Origin of the sequence: Streptosporangium canum, assembly GCF_900113865.1 — a bacterium.
Classification (GTDB): Bacteria; Actinomycetota; Actinomycetes; order Streptosporangiales; family Streptosporangiaceae; genus Streptosporangium; species Streptosporangium canum.
Window position 1 is genome coordinate 1 of the sequence record NZ_FOQY01000008.1, and the last position, 16,918, is coordinate 16,918.

The following is a 16,918-nucleotide window of genomic DNA, read 5'->3' on the forward strand; positions in this document are numbered from 1 at the left end:
CCGGGTGGCGGTGAGCGTCGTTCCTACGGTGACCGTGACCAGGCGCGTAGCCAGTACGGCCCGCGTGATGGCGGTCAGCGTCCCCCGTTCAACCGCGATGACCGTGGTGGGCGGCCTTTCGGCGCCCGCGAAGGCGGATTCCGCGGTGAAGGCGAAGGCTCCCGTGCCCGTTACGGCCGAGACGACCGGCCTGCCGGCCGTGACGAGGCTCCGAGCCGGGAACGTGAGGAACTTCCCCCTCTCGCTCCGGACATCACGGCGGAGGAACTCGACAAGGAGGTCAGGGAGGAGCTGCGTTCTCTCCCGCTCGACCTTGCCGATCTGATCTCCCGCCATCTCGTGGCGGCTGAGCGTGCCCTCGGTGAGGGCGACGCAGAGCAGGCCTACGAGCACACCAAGGTCGCCCGTCGCTTCGCAGCCCGGATCGGTGTGATCCGCGAGGCCGTCGGCATCGCCGCCTATCACGCAGGGCACTTCGCCGAGGCGCTGAGCGATCTGCGCGCGGCGCGTCGTATGACGGGCTCCGACTCGTTCCTGCCGATCATGGCGGACTGCGAGCGCGGCCTCGGCCGTCCTGAGCGTGCTCTCGATCTGGTCCGTTCCAAGGAGGCCGAGCGCCTCGACCGGATGGGCAAGATCGAGCTCGCCATCGTGGAGTCCGGCGCCCGCCGGGACCTTGACCAGAAAGACGCCGCTGTCATCACTCTGCAGCGTCTGCCGGAGCTGCGCGACACCCGTCCGCAGCCCTGGTCGGCACGTCTCGCCTTCGCCTACGCCGATGCTTTGGCTGACGCCGGTCATGAGGAGCCCGCCACCGAATGGTTCGGCCGGGCCATGGCCTTCGACGAGGACGGGGAGACCGACGCGGCCGAGCGCTACGCGGAGCTGACCGGTGCCGTCATCGAGGACCTCGAAGAGGACGAGGACGACGAGGATGTCGACAACGAGCTCGACGTCGAGCTCGAAGACGTAGAGACCGGCGCCGAGCTCGACGACGACTTCGAGGACGAGCCCGAGGACGACGACCTCGACGACGAGGACGAGGACGAGGACGAGGCGGACATCAAGATCGATGATGTCGCCACTCTCGACGCGGAGATCGAGGCCGAGGACGAGCTCGACGACAATGAGCCCCTCATCGACGAGCTTCGTGAAGACAAGGCTCCCGCCGTTGAGGAGAAGGCCCAGGACAAGCCCGGCGAGAAGGTCGAGACCGGTGTCGGGCCGGCCTTCATCGAGCCCGACTTCGGTGACATCCTCGACGACTCCGCGGATGTCGACGGCGAAGACGAAGACGAGGACAAGGCCGAGAAGAAGAAGTGATTCCGTTCCGTCTCGGGTGAACCAGTCCGTTCACCCGAGACGGAAGGTCTCCTACGGCTGCACCCGGTCCAGCCAGTGAAGGATTCCGGCCACGTTGGACGGGGCGCCGCTGAGGAGTTCGAACTGCTCGGCGGTCGCGTCGTCGGCCCTCAGCGCCGCGTAGCGTTCCTGCGTCCGCTCCCTGACCATGGCCACCGCGTGGTCCAGGTCCATGCCTTCCGAGTGGGCCTGGCGGGTCAGGTCGACCCAGACGCGAAGCTCCTCCGCCGAGCGTCCCAGGGTTTCCTCCACGTCGGTGACCGGCCCGTAGTGGCTGAACAGCAGCCGCTGCGGGCCGAGTGCCTGGAACAGGCCGATCGAGTCCAGCGCGGTCCGCAGGTCGAAGTCCGGCGGCGGAGTGGCCGGGCGCAGGTCGCCCGTCTGCGGGAGGTAGACCCCGGCGGCGTCTCCGACGTAGAGGTCGCCGGTGCCCGAGTCGATCAGTCCCACGTGGTGCTTGGCGTGGCCGGGAGAGTAGTGACTGTTCAGCGTGCGCCCGTTACCGAGGTCGATGGCTCCGGTGTCTCCCAGCGCGCGGATCCGTGAGGACTCCGTGGGGGACAGTTCACCGAACAGAGTGTCCAGTTTGTCCCCCCAGACCATCCGGGCGCTGGCCATCAGCCGGGACGGATCGGCGAGATGCCGCGCTCCCTTCTCATGGACCACGATCTCCGCTTCCGGATAGAACCCGGCGATGTCGCCGACTCCGCCAGCGTGGTCCAGATGGATATGTGTGACGACGACGGTGGCGAGATCGCCCGGACCGACACCCAACGAGGTCAGGGCGTCACGCACCACCGGAGCGGAGGTGGAGGTGCCCGTCTCCACCAGGCAGGGACGGTCTCCGAGGATCAGGTATCCCGCGGTGATGCCGGAGTATCCGGCCATTCTCGTGTCGATCTCATAGACGTCGCCGCCGAGGGCGGTGATGTTGTCCACAGGCCACCTCAGAACTGGAACCAGCGTCCCCAGAACGGAGTTCGGGCCGTCCTGGCATAGCTCACATCGTAAAGAGTCATCCTCGATCGGCAGAGATCTGAGGAGGATTCGATGGATCGCAATGAGGTCGTCCTGGTGGGCCGCCTGCCCGAGGCGGTGCGGATCAGGTCGCTGCAGAGCGGAAGCACCCTCGGCAGTTGGAGGGTGATCGTCCGACGGCAGCAGCGCGGCCGCGGGACCCGCGTCGACACCATCCCCTGCGTGTCGTTCGAGCCCGAGGTCACCGTGGTCGTGGCCGAATGGCTGCCTGACGACATGGTCGAGGTGGTGGGCTCCCTGCGCCGCCGATGGTGGGGGAGTGAGGGAGCCAAATCGTCCGGCTACGAGGTCGAGGTCCACTCGGTGAGACGTCTCGAACGCCGGGTCACCACGGTCCTGACCGGTGAGGAGGAGGATCCGGCTCCGACCCCCGCCCCACCCCGGCCGGTGCGGTCGCTTACACGCGCCGAGACCGGTCCGGTGGAGACCGGGACCGTTACGGCAGAGGAGGGACGAGCGTTCACGGCCGTCGCCCCGGAGCCGTCTCATGCCGTCGGGGGAAACACGCCGGCGTCCGTGCCGCGCCGTGTGGAGGTGCCTTCCCTGCGATGACCTCTCAGCCGGGACCGGGTGACCGCTTGCCTTAGGGCCGCCTGGCCGGGACCGGGTGACCGCTTGCCTTACGGCCGCTCGGCCGGGACCGGGCAGCCGTCCGTCCGTAACCGCTCGCCGCGCGGTAGCCCGGCCGGAGTCACGGATCAGTCGAAGGCGAATGTTCGCAGGACCAGTCCGGTGCGGGGCTTGGGGCCGAAAGAGGTGGACTTACGGGGCACTCGCTCCCTCTGAGCCGCGACCGCCAGCACATCGTCGACCGTCAACGGATTCAGCAGCACCGCGGTCCCTCCGGACTCCTGCGCCAGCCGTACCGCCGTCTCCGGGTCGTGGTGCACGATGCGCACCGAACGCTCGTCGTCGTTCATTCCCCAGACCTTCGGCAGCAGGAACTCTGAGAGAACGGAGGTGTTCAGCGAGCGCCAGCGGGCGGACCGGTGGGCGGGCATGGCGTGTTCGACCTGAACGGGGTCCGGGTCGGTGAGGAGATGCGCCGGGCCTCCGGCGGACAGCAGGTAGGCCGGGCCGGTGGCGTCCTTCAACGCGGCCAGCCCTTCGGCGAGGCCTGCGTGCTCGTGCACCTGCCAGGCGCCCTTGGCCTTGGCCAGTGCCTCCTCCAGAGGCAGGTCCGCGATCACCCGGTGGATGGCCTTCAGATCGGGTGGATAGGAGGTGGAGTCCACCAGGAGCGCCAGGCCGAAGTCCCAGGGACCCGGGTTCACCGGGCCTTCGCAAGCGGTCGCCCCAGCCGTGTCCCGGCGCTCGCGCCGCAGGGTGTGGTGCTCGTGCTGGAGGGCGAGGTAGGTGGCGTAGCGGTGGTGACCGTCGGCGATGAGGGCCTGACGGGTACGGAGGTCGGCGTTGAGGGAGGCGAGTTCTTGAGGATCGGTGACGGCCCACAGACGGTGCCTGACCCCGTCACTGGTCTCCGCCTCGACCAGTGGCCGCTGGGAGGTGGCGATCTGGTCGACGAGGAGCGTGGCGGCGCCGCCGTCGCCCTCGTAGAGCAGGAAGATGGGCTCCAGGTTGGCCTCGGTCGTGCGCATGAGGGCCAGCCGGTCGGCGACCGGTCCGGGCATGACGTCCTCGTGCGGCAGGATGACGTGCTGCTCCGGACCTGCCAGGCCCACGTCGCCGATGAGCCCTCGTTGCAGGATTCCCGGGCCGGTCTGCTCGTAGACGTACACGGCGGGTGTCTCGTCGGGCGCCAGCACACCGGAGGAGAGCCAGGCCTGAAGGGTCTCCCGAGCCTCGGCGTACCGGTGGCGGTCGGCGCCGGGAAGGATCAGCCGCACCACATTGTTGGGGTGTGAGCCGAGCAAGTCTCGTATGTCGGCTTCTTCGACCAGGTCATAGGGCGGAGAGGTCACCTTTGCCAGATCGTCGACCGTGAACCTCACACCGCGGAACGGGCGTAGCACCAGCCCGTCGGGTACCGGCAGTTCAGGATTCGCCATAGGGGGCATGCTGCCATAAAGGCCTGAAACGTCCAGGGACCGCTCCGATGGCGCGGTGGTGCCCGGGCCGTCAGGAAATCGGTCAGATCTGTCGTCTGTCGATGAAGGAGGCCTCACGTATGGTCCAAGGACGTAGCGGTCCGTCTGATTCCCCCAGCCCCGAGACGGGCGCTCCGGCCGGGGACGTCTATGACTGGTTCCAACGAGGGATGAAGCTCCTGGCTGAGGGGAGCCCGGCGGCGGCTGTCGCGCTGCTGGAGCGTGCCGCCGAGGCCGAGCCGGAATCACGGAGTATTCGAGAGGCGCTCGCCCGCGCCCAGTTCAACTCCCGGCAGTACGCCGACGCGGTCGACAGCTTCCGCTGGATCGTCGATGCCAATCCGGCCGAGGACTACGCCTATTTCGGTCTCGGTCTCGCCCTGTGGCGTACCGGAGACATGGAAGCAGCCCAGGAGCCGCTGGCCATCGCCGCGGCCATGCGTCCTGACCAGCGGCATTACGTGACGGCGCTGAAAAGCGTCCGTGCCACGTTACGTGCCCGCCGGAGCTGATCCTCGTGGGTGATGGAATGGAGGCGTGGACATAAAGACGCTGATCGACCCGTATGACACCCTTCTCCTTGATCTCGATGGGGTGGTGTATCTCGGGCGCGATGCCGTGCCGGGGGCTCCCGAGTCGTTGCGCGAGGCGGCGGGACGTGGTGTGCGGCTCGCCTATGTCACCAACAACGCCTCGCGCACTCCGGGTGCGATCGCCGAACACCTGAGCGCGCTCGGAGCTCCGGCGACTCCGGAAGACGTCGTCACCTCGGCCCAGGCCGCCGCGCGACTGGTGGCCGAGCGGGTCGCCCCTGGCGCGGCGGTGCTGACGGTCGGAGGGATGGGGCTGCGCAGCGCCCTGCGCGCACACGGCCTGCGTCCGGTCAGCACCGCCATGGAGGGCGCGGTCGCGGTGGTGCAGGGCATCGCGCCCGGCCTGTCCTACGGTCTGCTGTCGGAGGGCACGCTGGCCGTGCGGCAAGGAGCGTTGTTCGTGGCCGCCAACGCCGACTCGACCATGCCGACCAGCCGGGGCGAGCTGCCGGGGAACGGCGCGATGACACGGGTGATCGCCACGGCGACCGGGGTGGAGCCGATCGTCGCGGGAAAGCCCGAGCCGCCGCTGCACCGCGAGTCGATGCTGCGGACCGGGTCGCGTCGGCCACTGGTGGTCGGCGACCGGCTCGACACCGACATCGAGGGGGCGACCAACGCGGGAGTGGACAGCCTGCTGGTGCTGACCGGTGTGGCGACCCCTCTCGACCTGCTGACCGCCGGCCCCCGGCATCGGCCCACCTATGTCGCCGCCGACCTGTCGGCCCTGCACAGGCCCTACCCCCAGGTGCGGCGGGACGGGGAGGGGTGGGCCTGTGCGGGATGGTCGGCACGGTGGGAGGAGGGCCGTCTCCGCCTCGAAGGGCGGGGGGACCCGCTCGACGGGCTCCGGGCGGCCGCCGCCGCGACGTGGGAGGCGGCCGGAGAGGGGCAGGCGGACGAGGACGCGGTGAAGGCTGTCCTTGTCTCCTCCCTTTCCGGCGGAACCTCCTGAATCTTTCCGACGGCACCCCTGAGGGGCATGTCCCCTGGACGGGGACGCCGACGTGCTCTTCCGTCACTCTCCGGAGCCGGGCCGTCCGGAGCGGCTCGTTCAGAGGAGCTTACGGAGGCGGAGAAGGTCGCCGAAGCTGGCGTCGATCTTGACCCGGCCGCTGAACACGGCGCGTCCCATGTCGAGCTCGCCGTTGACCAGGGAGACCAGGTCGTCGCTGCCGATGGTCAGCTTCACCTCGGCGGGTCTGCCGTCGGCGGGAGGTGAGTCGCCGAAGGGGCCGAGGCCGCCATGGTGGATGCGGCCGTAGAAGGTGACGTCGAGGTCGCGGATGTGGCAGCTGATGCTGCGCTCGACCACGTGTTTGCTACGGCTCTCCTGGTCAACCTCGTCGAACTGCTCACCGAGTTTGCGTAGTGCCACCCGGCACTCGTCGACGGTCGCCATCGCGTGGCGCTCCTTTCTGTTCGGACCGGCCCGAATCCCTTGAACCTACGGACGGTAGCGTTCCACATGAATGCAACGTGCGATCCGGCACGCGGGGATGCGCCGGAGGAAGGAGTCTCCTGTCATGGCGTTCGAAGCGCTGCGGGGATATGTGCAGGCGGCTACGGGTCTCACGGAGATGACAACGAACAGAGCCCGTGCGGTAGTTCGCGAACTGCTCTCCTCAGGAGAGACTGGTCTGTCTCAGATGTCCGGCCAGGTCGACAAGATGGCCAAGGAGCTTGTCGCGACGGGCAAGGCCAACCGGGAGCAGCTCGACGAGCTCGTCAGGCTGGAGGTGAACCGGCTGCTCGGTGCGCTCGACCTGACTCGCAGTGAGGACGTCGACCGGCTGCGGGCCCGGGTGGGGGAGCTGGAGGCCAGAGTCGCCTCCGCCGAGGAGGCGCTCGGGAAGGTCTCAGCCGAGCGGAGCCGTACGACGGCCGAGGGCGACGCTTCCGGCGGGCCCGCCACGCGGAGCCGTACGACGGCCGGGGCCGGTTCTCCTGACGGGCCCGCCGAGCGGAGCCGTACGACGGCCGAGGGCGAGATTTCCGGCAGGCCCGCCAGGGGGGCCGCGAGGGCGGGGAGGGCGGTCAAGGACACGGGCGAGGGCAAGGGCAAGGGCACCAAGGCGACGAGCGCCGCCGCTTCCGATACGGTCAAGGCGTCCACGGGCAAGGCGGCTCACGCGCCGCGCGCCCGGACGACCACCAAGTCGGCGAAGAGCACCTCCGGAGGGGGCGCATGACGGACCTGCCGGAAGAGACCGGCGAGGAGCGGGTCGACACCGCGCTGGGCGGGCTCGCCCGGCTCGGCGCGATGCCCGTCTCGGCGCACGTGCGCGTGTTCGAGGAGGTGTTCACCGGGCTCGAGCAGGCACTCGCCACGGTGGACGGCACCCCGGACCGGCAGCGGTGAGCCGGCGGACGCGCCTCGACAGCGAGCTCGTGCGCCGGAGGCTGGCCCGGTCCCGGGAGCAGGCGGCCCAGCTCATCGAGGCGGGCCGGGTCACCGTCGGCGGCCAGCCGGCGGCCAAGCCCGCCACCCAGGTGGACACCGCCTCCGCCATCGTGGTCACCGAGGCCGCCGAGGGCCCCGACTACGTCTCGCGGGGGGCGCACAAACTCGTCGGCGCCCTGGAGGCCTTCGGCCCCCGGGGCCTGACCGTCGCGGGACGGCGCTGCCTGGACGCGGGGGCCTCGACGGGAGGCTTCACCGACGTGCTGTTGCGCAACGACGCGGCGCACGTGCTCGCCGTCGACGTCGGGTACGGCCAGCTCGCCTGGTCGCTGCGGACCGACGGACGGGTCACGGTCATGGAGCGGGTCAACGTCAGGGATCTGACACCCGACATGGTGGGCGAGCCTCCCACGCTGATCGTCGGCGACCTGTCCTTCATCTCGCTGCGCCTGGTGCTGCCCGCCCTGACGCTGTGCGCCGCCGAGCGGGCCGACTTCGCGATGCTGGTCAAGCCGCAGTTCGAGGTCGGCAAGGAGCGGGTCGGCGCCGGCGGGGTCGTGCGCGACCCCGTCCTGCGGGCGCAGGCCGTGCGGGATGTCGCCGGAGCCGCGCAGGCGCTCGGCCTCACCGTGCGGGGCGTCACCGCGAGCCCGCTGCCGGGCCCGTCGGGAAACGTGGAGTACGTCATCTGGCTCGGCAAGGGAGAAGGCGCGCCCCCGGTGGCGGACATCGACGCCGAGATCGAACGCGCGGTGGCAGAAGGCCCTCAGTAGTGGCTATCCCCCGAAAGAGTGGAACATGACTACCAAGCGCACCGTGCTGGTCACCGCCCACACCGGGCGGGAGGCGGCTGTCGACACCGCTCGGACGGTGATCGGCCGCCTGGTGGAGGCGGGGCTGACCGTGCGTGTTCTCAACGCCGAGGCCGAGGCGATCGCCTGCGCGGGCGCCGACGTGGTGCCCGCGAGCGCCGCCGCGGTCCAGGACGCCGAGATGATGATCGTGCTCGGCGGTGACGGCAGCCTGCTGCGGGCCGCCGAGCTCGCGCGTCCGGCGGGCGTGCCGCTGCTGGGCGTCAACCTCGGGCACGTCGGTTTCCTGGCCGAGGCGGAGGTGGAGGACCTGGCGGTCACGGTGGACTGCGTGGTCCAGGGCCGCTATGACGTGGAGGAGCGGATGACCATCGAGGTCACCGCCCGCCTCAACGGCCAGTTGCTGGCCGACACCTGGGCGCTCAACGAGGCCACCGTGGAGAAGAGCGACCGGATGCTCGAGGCGGTCGCGGAGATCGACGGGCGGCCGCTGTCACGCTGGGGGTGTGACGGGGTCATCTGCGCCACTCCGACCGGTTCCACCGCCTATGCCTTCTCGGCCGGCGGGCCGGTGGTCTGGCCGGAGGTGGAGGCGCTGCTGCTGGTGCCGATCAGCGCCCACGCGCTGTTCTCCCGGCCGCTGGTGATCTCTCCCCGCTCCACGCTGGCCTTGGAGGTTCAGCCGGAGACGGCCGGGGCGGTGCTGTGGTGCGACGGCCGCCGCCGGTTCGATCTGCCCGCCGGCGCGCGGGTCGAGGTCCGCCGTGGCGAGGTGCCGGTACGGCTGGCGCGGCTGCACGGCCTGGAGGACACCGGGGCGCCTTTCACCGACAGGCTGGTCGCCAAATTCGATCTCCCTGTACAGGGGTGGCGTGGCCGGGTGCGGTCGTAGCGCGTCCGGGCGATTGCTGTCCCAAGCGCGTAGGATCGTGCCCGCGCACCGCACTGATGTTCGGTGAATTCGATGTGACGGGAGGGACCAGTGCGACCCAGGGTCGAGGAGGTCCGCATCCAAGGGCTCGGCGTGATCGACGAGGCCGTCCTGGTGCTGTCGCCGGGATTCACCGTGCTCACGGGCGAGACCGGTGCGGGAAAGACCATGGTGGTGACCGGTCTGGGGCTGCTGTTCGGCGGCAGGGCCGATCCCGCCCGGGTCCGTCCCGGCTCGGACAAGGCCACCGTCGAGGGCACGCTCGTGGTCGACCCGGCGGGGCGGGTGGCCCAGCAGGTGCAGGACGTGGGCGGCGAGATCGAGGACGGGGAGCTGATCATCTCGCGGACCGTCTCCGCGGAGGGCCGTAGCCGTGCCTGGCTGGGCGGCCGCACGGTCCCCGTGGGCACGCTCACCTATCTCGCCGAGGACCTGGTGGCCGTGCACGGCCAGATGGACCAGCAGCGGCTGCTCCAGCCCGGCCGCCAGCGGGCCGCCCTCGACCGTTACGCGGGTGAGGACCTGGTCAAGCCGCTGCGCTCCTACGAGCACGCCTACAAGCGGCACAAGCAGGTCGCCGACCAGCTGACCGAGCTGACCGCCCGGGCGCGGGAGCGCGCCCAGGAGGCCGACCTGCTCAAGTTCGGGCTCGACGAGGTCGAGAAGGCCGACCCCAAGCCGGGCGAGGACGCCGAGCTCCGCGAGGAGGTGGACCGGCTCTCCCACGCCGACTCCCTCCGGAACGCGGCCGAGACGGCGCACCGGGCGCTGCTGGGCGATCCCATGTCCGGTGAGCAGGTCATGCAGGACGCCATCGCGCTGGTCGGCCAGGCCCGCACGGCCGTCGAGGCGGTGCGGGAGTTCGATCCGGTGCTGGCCGGGCTCGCCGACCGGCTCGCCGAGGCGGGCTACCTCATCTCCGATGTCGCCACCGAGCTGGCCGCCTACGCCGAGTCGGTCGAGGCCGACCCGGTCCGGCTCGCGGTCGTGCAGGAGCGCCAGGCCGTGCTCGCCCATCTCGTCCGCAAGTACGGCGAGGACACCGGCGTGGTGCTCGCCTGGGCCGCCCAGGCGGCGCAGCGCGTCACCGAGCTCGAAGGCGACGACGAGCGGATCGGCGACCTCACCCGGGAGCACGAGGAGCTGACCGGCCGCCTCACCGAGCTGGCCGCCGAGCTGACCAGGATCCGGGCCGCCGCCGCCGAACGGTTCGGCCAGGCCGTCACCGAGGAGCTCACCGCGCTGGCCATGCCGCACGCCCGGGTGGTGGTCGGCATGACGGCCGCGGCCGACTTCGGCCCGCACGGTGTCGACGAGGTCGAGCTGCGCATGTCCCCGCATCCGGCCTCGCCGCCGCTGCCCCTGAACAAGGGCGCCTCCGGCGGTGAGCTCAGCCGGGTGATGCTCGCCATCGAGGTCGTGTTCGCCGGCGCCGATCCGGTGCCGACGTTCGTGTTCGACGAGGTCGACGCGGGCGTGGGCGGCAAGGCGGCGGTGGAGATCGGCCGGCGTCTGGCGCGTCTGGCCCGCACCGCCCAGGTGATAGTCGTCACTCACCTGCCCCAGGTGGCCGCCTTCGCCGACCAGCATCTGGTCGTGGAGAAGGCCGGCGACGGCAGCGTGGTGCGCAGCGGGGTGGTCGCGCTCGACAAGGACGGCCGGGCGCGGGAGCTGTCCCGTATGCTCGCGGGGTTGGAGGACTCCGAGCTGGGCCGCGCGCACGCGGAGGAGCTCCTCTCGATCGCCGCCGCAGATAAGGCGTAGAAGAAGGACTGTTTTCGGATGCTCGGGGGAGCAGAGACTCGTGGGGATCTTCCGTGACGAATCTGACATGCTGCCGTGGGTTTGGCTTTCCTGGTCATTCGCTCTGGCAGGATGGTCGTGATGAAGGTGCCGATTGACGAGCTTCAGAGCAGGCTCACCGGTTACCTCCGCCGCAGGAAGGTCACGGACCTTCCCGGGGTGACGGCAGTGGCGAGAATCGATCGGCGGACCAAGGGGCTGACCAAACGCCTCCGGCCCGGGGAAATCGCGATTATCGATCACGTTGACGTCGACCGGGTGAGCGCGGAGGCGCTTGTCGCGTGCGGCGCGGCGGGCGTGGTCAACGTGGCCGCGGGCATCAGCGGCCGCTACCCCAACCTGGGCCCGCAGATCATCGTCGAGGCCGGGGTGCCGTTCGTCGACAACGCCAGCCCCGAGCTGTTCGAGCGGGTCAAGGACGGCGATCTGGTCCGGGTGCACGAGGGGGCCGTCTACCTCGAGGACGAGCTGGTCGGCAAGGGCGAGGTGCAGACGGCCGAGGCCGTCGAGGCCGCGATGGTCGAGGCGCGGGCCGGGCTGACCGTCCAGATCGAGGCCTTCGCGGCGAACACCATGGAATACGTCCGGCGCGAGCGCGACCTTCTGATCGACGGGGTCGGCGTGCCCGACATCCGGACCGTCATGGAGGGGCGGCACGTCCTCATCGTGGTGCGCGGTTACCACTACAAGGAGGACATCGCCGCACTCCGGCCCTACATCCGCGAATACCGCCCGATCATGATCGGGGTGGACGGCGGGGCCGACGCGCTCATCGAGGCCGGTTATGTGCCCGACATCATCGTGGGCGACTTCGACTCGGTCTCCACCAAGGCCCTCACCTCCGGCGCCGAGTTGGTCGTGCACGCCTACCGGGACGGCAGGGCGCCGGGCCTGGAGCGCGTCCAGCAGCTCGGCCGAGATGCCGTGATCTTCCCGGCGATCGGCACCAGCGAGGACATCGCGATGCTGCTCGCCGACGACAAGGGCGCCGACCTGATCGTCGCCGTCGGCACCCACGCGACCCTGGTGGAGTTCCTCGACAAAGGCCGTTCGGGCATGGCCAGCACCTTCCTCACCCGGCTCCGGGTGGGCAGCAAGCTCGTCGACGCGAAGGGCGTCAGCCGGCTCTACCGCAGCCGGATCTCCACCCCGTCCCTGCTCCTGCTCGTCGCCACCACGCTGATCACCATGGGGGTGGCGATCATCGTCTCCCCGGTGGGCAAGATCTGGCTCGACAGCGTCCGCGACGGCTGGAACGGCTTCATCTTCTGGCTGGTCGGACTCTTCTCGTGATCGATTTCCGTTATCACCTCGTCTCCATCGTCGCGATCTTCCTCGCGCTGTCGGTCGGCATCGTGCTGGGCACCAGCTTCCTGGAGGATCCCGTCATCAAGGCGACCGAGAGCCTCGCCAACCAGCTCCGCGTGGGCAACGACGAGCTCCGCGACCAGGTCGACGCCCTGCAGAGCCGCGAGGCGGGCAACGACGCCCTCATCACCTCCAGCACCCCCCGGCTCGTCCAGGACGCCCTCGCCTCCGAGCGCGTGGTGATCGTGGAGGCCCCCGGAGTGACGGCGGGCACGCGTGAGGCGGCGCAGCAGGTGATCGCCGCGTCGGGGGCGACCGTGACCGGCAGGGTCACCCTCACCGACCGATACATCGACCCCAGCGGGTCGGCCTCCATCGACGCGCTGGTCACCGAGGCCAAGCCCGCCGACATGACGCTCCCCGTCGAGGGGACGACCTATGACAAGGCGGCCGTGCTGCTCGCCAGCGCGATCGTGACCAGCGACCCCGCCCAAATGGGCAAGGTGAATCCCACCGCGACCGGGATCCTGGAAGCCTTCCAGCGCGGCGGCCTGCTCACCGTCACCGACCAGCCCGCCAAGCGCGCGGACCTGGCCGTGCTGATCGCCCCTCCGGAGCCCTACACCGGCGACAACGCCGCCCAGCAGGCGGGCGCGATCGTGTCGATGGCCCTCGGCCTGGACGAGGGCGGCCGGGGCGCGGTGCTGACCGGCGCCCTGACCGGCACCGCGGCCGGAGGCGCCATCGCCGCGCTGCGCGAGGACACCGCTGCCGCGGAGAAGGTCTCCAGCGTCGACACCCTCGATATGCCCGCGGGCCGAGTCGTGGTGGTCTACGCTCTGCGGGAGCAATTGTCCGGGGTTGCCGGGCACTACGGCATCGGCCCCGGCGTCTCGGGCATCGAGCCCAGTGCGCCCCCCACCCCCACGGCCACCTCCGGAGGATGACCCGATGGCCCGTCGTGCTTTTCTCGGCGCTCTGGCCGGCGCTTTTCTCGGCGCGGCGGCCGCCCGCGCCGCCTACGCCGCCTTCACCCGCAGGCCGCCGATCGGCGACGCGGAGACCTGGGACCGGACCAATCACCGGGGCGAGCCGATCACGCTGCTGGAGGGGCCGGCTTTCGTCGCGGGCGCCGGCGCGGCCGCGGCCGTGCTGCCCGGCCTGCCCGTCAGGGTCCGTGCGGCCGTCCTGACGGCCGTGGTCGGCAGCGGTGCCCTCGGCGCCTACGACGACCTGTACGGCGCGACGTCCTCCAAGGGGTTCAAGGGCCACCTGAGCGCTCTGGCCAAGGGCGAGGTCACCAGTGGCGCCGTGAAGCTCCTGGGCATCGGCGTGACGGGCCTGGCCGCGGCCGCCCTGACCTCCCGGGGCCCCGTCGACACCGCCGTCAACGGCGCGCTGGTCGCCGGCGCCGCCAACCTGGCCAACCTCTTCGACCTGCGGCCGGGCCGCGCCATCAAGGTCGGCCTGCTCACCGGTGCGCCCCTGCTCGCCGCGGGCATCTGGCGTGACGCCCCGGTCCCGGTCACCCTGGCCGCCCTGCCGATCGGCGCCGCCGTCGCGCTCCTGCCCGAGGACCTGGGGGAGCGGGCGATGCTGGGGGACGCGGGAGCGAACGCGCTGGGCGCGCTGCTCGGCCTGGCCGCCTCCGTCGCTCTCGGCCGTCCCGGACGCCTGGCCGTCCTCGGCACCGTGGTCGCGCTGACCGCCGCCTCGGAGAAGGTCAGCTTCACCAAGTTCATCGCCGGCAACCCCGTGCTCAACCGCATCGACCTGCTCGGCCGTCGTCCAGTGGAGCAGGCACCCGGCAACTGATGATCAAAAAGATCGGGCAGGGGGTCGCCGGGGCGGCACTCCTCATCGGGATCGTGACCGTCGCGGCCCGGCTCGTCGGGTTCGGCCGCTATCTCGTCCAGTCGCAGACCGTCGGCAACCTCTGCCTGAGCACCGCCTACAACACCGCCAACTACGTGCCCAACATCGTCTTCGAGCTGGTGGCCGGCGGCGCACTGGCCGGGATGGTGGTGCCGGTGCTGGCCTCGGCGGCCTCCCGGGCGGGAGAGGACCCCGAGGCCAGGGCGGAGGTCGGCTGGACCACCTCGGCCCTGCTCACCTGGGTGATGCTCGTGCTGGTGCCGCTGACCCTGCTCATCGCCGCGTTCGCCGGGCCGATCGTCACGCTGCTGACCGGCAATCCCGACGGGTGCGACGTGGCGGAGGTCGTCGGAGCCGGCACGGACATGCTCGTCGTGTTCGCCCCCCGCATGATCTTCTTCGGTGTCGCGGTGGTCCTGTACGGCGTGCTCCAGGCCTACCGGCGGTTCATGGGCCCCGCCCTGGCGCCGCTGGTCTCCAGCCTGCTCATCGTCGCCTCCTTCCTGGTGTTCGAGCCGTTCGGCGACGGGGCCGCCGCCGACCTGTCGAATCTCACGACGGCGGGGCAGCTGACGCTCTCGCTCGGCGCGACGATCGCCGCCGCGGCGATGGTGCTCACCGTGGCCGGTCCGGTGGGCCGCCTCAAGCTGCGGCTGCGGCCCTCGCTGTCCTTCCCCCCGGGGGTCGCCGCCCGCGCGCGGCAGCTCGCCGGTGCGGGCGTCGCCGTGCTCATCGCCCAGCAGGTCGCGCTGATCGGCGTGATCCGCCTGGCCAACGACCTGGGCGGCGCGGGGGTGGCGGGGATCTACACCTACTCCTGGGCGCTGTACCAGCTCCCTTTCGCGGTGCTCGTGGTGCCGATCGCCACGAGCTCGTTCCCGGTGCTGTCGGTCCGGGCGGCCGACGGGGACCGGGCCGGTTTCGACAGCCTGGCCTCGTCCAGCACGCGGGTGATCCTGCTGGTGGCGGGGCTGGCGGCCGGGGTGATGGCGGCGGTCGCCATGCCCGTGTCCCGGGTGTTCGTGGAGGGCACGCCGGGCGGCGATCCCAGGGAGATGGCCGACGCCGTCGCGCTGTTCGCACCGGGTCTGGTGGGATACGCGCTGATGCTTCATCTCGCGCGGGTCCTGTACGCCTGCGGTCGGGGCCGGTCGGCGGCGGTCGCCTCGGTGGCCGGATGGGCCGTCGCGCTGGTGGCCCAGATCCTGCTGGCCCGGGCCGCGCCCAGTCCGTCCGACGTCGTGGGACAGCTGGCGCTGGGCAGCACCGTCGGCATGACCGTCGGCGGAGGTCTGCTGGCGCTCGCGGTGTCCAGGGCCGCGGGCGCGGGCGCGCTGGAGGGGGCCTGGCGGGCCCTGTCCGCCGCGGTGCTCGGCGGGGCGGCCGCCTACGGGGCCGGCCTGGCCGTGGTGACGGTCTCCGGCAAGGTGTCATGGTGGATGTGCGTGGTGGTCGGGACGGTGGCGGCGGTCGCCGGTTCGGTGGCGTTCGCGGCCGTGGCCGCGGTGATCGACAGACCGGATACCCGGCTGCTGCTGGAACGGCTCAGGCGGGTGCCCACTCCAGGAGGGGACCGTGGCGATGACTGAGGCGGGTGCACGGCTGGCGTTCGTGCTGGGGACCAGCGCGGGCGGGGTCGGCCGGCATGTGGCCATGCTGGCGGAGGGCCTGGTGGGGCGGGGCCACCAGGTGGTCGTGGCCGGGCCGCCGGAGACCGAGGAGGCATTCGGGTTCGGCCGGCTCGGGGCGCGGTTCGTGCCGGTGCCGATCTCCGACCGGCCCCGCCCGCTGAACGACCTGCGGGCGGTGCGGGCGCTCAGGGCGCTGCGCGGGGCGCACGCCGTACACGCTCACGGGCTGCGGGCCGGGGCGCTGGCCGCTCTCGCGCTGACCGGGACCCGGACCGGCCTGGTGGTGACCCTGCACAACGCCGCCACCGCGGGCGGTGCGGTCGGTGCGGTCTACGGGGTCCTTGAACGGATCGTCGCCCGCCGAGCCGATCGGATCCTGGTGGTCTCCCCCGACCTGGGGGAGCGGATGGCCGGGCTGGGCGCCGGGCACGTCGCGGCCGCCGTCGTCCCGGCGCCCGTGCTGCCCCCCTCCGGACGCTCGTCGCGGGAGGTCCGCGCCGAGCTCGGCACGGGAGATGGGCCGGTCTTCCTGACCGTCGCCAGGCTCGCCCAGCAGAAGGGCCTGGAGAGCCTGCTCGACGTCGCGGCCGCCTTCGGCCCCGGCCGGGCGCCCGCCGGATCCGCGCCGCGGGCGGTGTTCCTGGTCGCGGGGGAGGGGCCGTTGCGTGCGGAGCTCCAGGGGCGCGTCGACCGGGAGAACCTGCCGGTACGGCTGCTGGGCAACCGGAGCGACGTCGGGGATCTGCTCGGGGTCGCGAGGGCGCTGCTGGTGCCCAGCCGGTGGGAGGGGCAGCCGCTGACCGTGCAGGAGGCGCTGCGGGCGGGGACACCGGTGATCGCCACCGCGGTGGGCGGCATCCCGCCGATGGTGGGCGAGGGCGGGCTGCTGGTGCCGTACGGCGACGTCGCCGCGCTGCGCGAGGCGGTGGAGAGGGTGCTGGCCGACGACGAGCTCGTCCGGACTCTGGCAGGGGCGGCCGCCCGGCGGGGCGCCGGGCTGCCCGGGCGGGAGGAGGCGCTGGAGGCTGTGGCGGCGGTGTACGCGGGCATCTCGCGGGCCGGGACATCGGATCGCGGCTGATCGTCGAATTAGGCGCTGCCGAGCCGCACACC

18 protein-coding genes are annotated in these 16,918 nt (G+C 71.4%); 14 read left to right on the forward strand and 4 right to left on the reverse strand.

Annotated features, from left to right (window positions below; translation table 11 throughout):
- Positions 1–336 (reverse strand): hypothetical protein (locus tag BM085_RS44375; RefSeq protein ID WP_177245100.1); only part of this gene is annotated, 336 nt, incomplete at its 3' end.
- A gap of 3 nt (positions 337–339) precedes the next feature.
- Between BM085_RS44375 and BM085_RS13840 the strand changes: the two genes are divergently transcribed.
- On the forward strand, positions 340–1,323 hold the full coding sequence (locus BM085_RS13840; protein WP_245789308.1) for a hypothetical protein: 984 nt from the start codon (positions 340–342) through the stop codon (positions 1,321–1,323).
- A 51-nt stretch (positions 1,324–1,374) separates the two neighbouring features.
- Here the strand turns inward: BM085_RS13840 and BM085_RS13845 are convergent, their stop codons facing one another.
- Complete coding sequence (locus tag BM085_RS13845; RefSeq protein WP_093887415.1) at positions 1,375–2,301, reverse strand: MBL fold metallo-hydrolase; 927 nt, start codon at positions 2,299–2,301, stop codon at positions 1,375–1,377.
- A 111-nt stretch (positions 2,302–2,412) separates the two neighbouring features.
- Between BM085_RS13845 and BM085_RS13850 the strand changes: the two genes are divergently transcribed.
- Positions 2,413–2,952: a single-stranded DNA-binding protein gene (locus BM085_RS13850; protein ID WP_093887416.1), complete on the forward strand. Its 540-nt coding sequence runs from the start codon at positions 2,413–2,415 to the stop codon at positions 2,950–2,952.
- 146 nt (positions 2,953–3,098) lie between these two features.
- Here BM085_RS13850 and BM085_RS13855 read toward each other — a convergent pair whose 3' ends face one another.
- On the reverse strand, positions 3,099–4,418 hold the full coding sequence (locus BM085_RS13855; protein ID WP_093887417.1) for a DUF1015 family protein: 1,320 nt from the start codon (positions 4,416–4,418) through the stop codon (positions 3,099–3,101).
- A 110-nt stretch (positions 4,419–4,528) separates the two neighbouring features.
- On the opposite strand from BM085_RS13855, the gene BM085_RS13860 reads away from it, so the two are divergent.
- Both BM085_RS13860 and BM085_RS13865 read left to right on the forward strand, forming a co-directional pair.
- Positions 4,529–4,960: a tetratricopeptide repeat protein gene (locus BM085_RS13860; protein WP_093887418.1), complete on the forward strand. Its 432-nt coding sequence runs from the start codon at positions 4,529–4,531 to the stop codon at positions 4,958–4,960.
- A gap of 25 nt (positions 4,961–4,985) precedes the next feature.
- The gene (locus BM085_RS13865) at positions 4,986–5,996 is read left to right on the forward strand and encodes an HAD-IIA family hydrolase (RefSeq protein ID WP_093887419.1); all 1,011 of its coding nucleotides are present in this window, start codon (positions 4,986–4,988) and stop codon (positions 5,994–5,996) included.
- A 99-nt stretch (positions 5,997–6,095) separates the two neighbouring features.
- On the opposite strand, the gene BM085_RS13870 is transcribed toward BM085_RS13865, so the two are convergent.
- Positions 6,096–6,443: an SCP2 sterol-binding domain-containing protein gene (locus tag BM085_RS13870; RefSeq protein ID WP_031167209.1), complete on the reverse strand. Its 348-nt coding sequence runs from the start codon at positions 6,441–6,443 to the stop codon at positions 6,096–6,098.
- A 247-nt stretch (positions 6,444–6,690) separates the two neighbouring features.
- Here BM085_RS13870 and BM085_RS13875 point away from each other — a divergent pair, with 247 nt between their 5' ends.
- From BM085_RS13875 to BM085_RS13915, 10 genes are all read left to right on the forward strand, one after another.
- Positions 6,691–7,233 (forward strand): coiled-coil domain-containing protein, encoded by a 543-nt coding sequence (locus tag BM085_RS13875; protein ID WP_093887420.1) that lies wholly within the window; start codon positions 6,691–6,693, stop codon positions 7,231–7,233.
- Positions 7,230–7,403 (forward strand): hypothetical protein, encoded by a 174-nt coding sequence (locus tag BM085_RS44380; protein ID WP_177245101.1) that lies wholly within the window; start codon positions 7,230–7,232, stop codon positions 7,401–7,403. The genes BM085_RS13875 and BM085_RS44380 overlap by 4 nt, the downstream gene beginning before the upstream one ends.
- On the forward strand, positions 7,400–8,218 hold the full coding sequence (locus tag BM085_RS13880) for a TlyA family RNA methyltransferase (protein WP_093887421.1): 819 nt from the start codon (positions 7,400–7,402) through the stop codon (positions 8,216–8,218). The genes BM085_RS44380 and BM085_RS13880 overlap by 4 nt, the downstream gene beginning before the upstream one ends.
- 25 nt (positions 8,219–8,243) lie before the next feature.
- Positions 8,244–9,149 carry an NAD kinase gene (locus BM085_RS13885; protein WP_093887422.1) on the forward strand — a complete coding sequence of 302 codons (906 nt, stop codon included), beginning with the start codon at positions 8,244–8,246 and terminating at the stop codon, positions 9,147–9,149.
- A 90-nt stretch (positions 9,150–9,239) separates the two neighbouring features.
- Positions 9,240–10,952, forward strand: coding sequence for a DNA repair protein RecN (gene recN, locus BM085_RS13890; RefSeq protein ID WP_093887423.1), 1,713 nt, complete (start codon positions 9,240–9,242; stop codon positions 10,950–10,952).
- Between the two features lie 120 nt (positions 10,953–11,072).
- Positions 11,073–12,284: a putative cytokinetic ring protein SteA gene (gene steA, locus BM085_RS13895; RefSeq protein ID WP_093887424.1), complete on the forward strand. Its 1,212-nt coding sequence runs from the start codon at positions 11,073–11,075 to the stop codon at positions 12,282–12,284.
- On the forward strand, positions 12,281–13,246 hold the full coding sequence (locus BM085_RS13900; RefSeq protein ID WP_093887425.1) for a copper transporter: 966 nt from the start codon (positions 12,281–12,283) through the stop codon (positions 13,244–13,246). Before steA ends, BM085_RS13900 begins: the two co-directional genes overlap by 4 nt.
- Before the next feature lie 4 nt (positions 13,247–13,250).
- Complete coding sequence (locus BM085_RS13905) at positions 13,251–14,114, forward strand: hypothetical protein (RefSeq protein ID WP_093887426.1); 864 nt, start codon at positions 13,251–13,253, stop codon at positions 14,112–14,114.
- On the forward strand, positions 14,114–15,763 hold the full coding sequence (murJ, locus tag BM085_RS13910) for a murein biosynthesis integral membrane protein MurJ (RefSeq protein ID WP_093887427.1): 1,650 nt from the start codon (positions 14,114–14,116) through the stop codon (positions 15,761–15,763). Before BM085_RS13905 ends, murJ begins: the two co-directional genes overlap by 1 nt.
- Positions 15,756–16,886: a glycosyltransferase family 4 protein gene (locus BM085_RS13915; protein WP_093887428.1), complete on the forward strand. Its 1,131-nt coding sequence runs from the start codon at positions 15,756–15,758 to the stop codon at positions 16,884–16,886. Before murJ ends, BM085_RS13915 begins: the two co-directional genes overlap by 8 nt.
- The last annotated feature ends 32 nt before the right edge of the window (positions 16,887–16,918 follow it).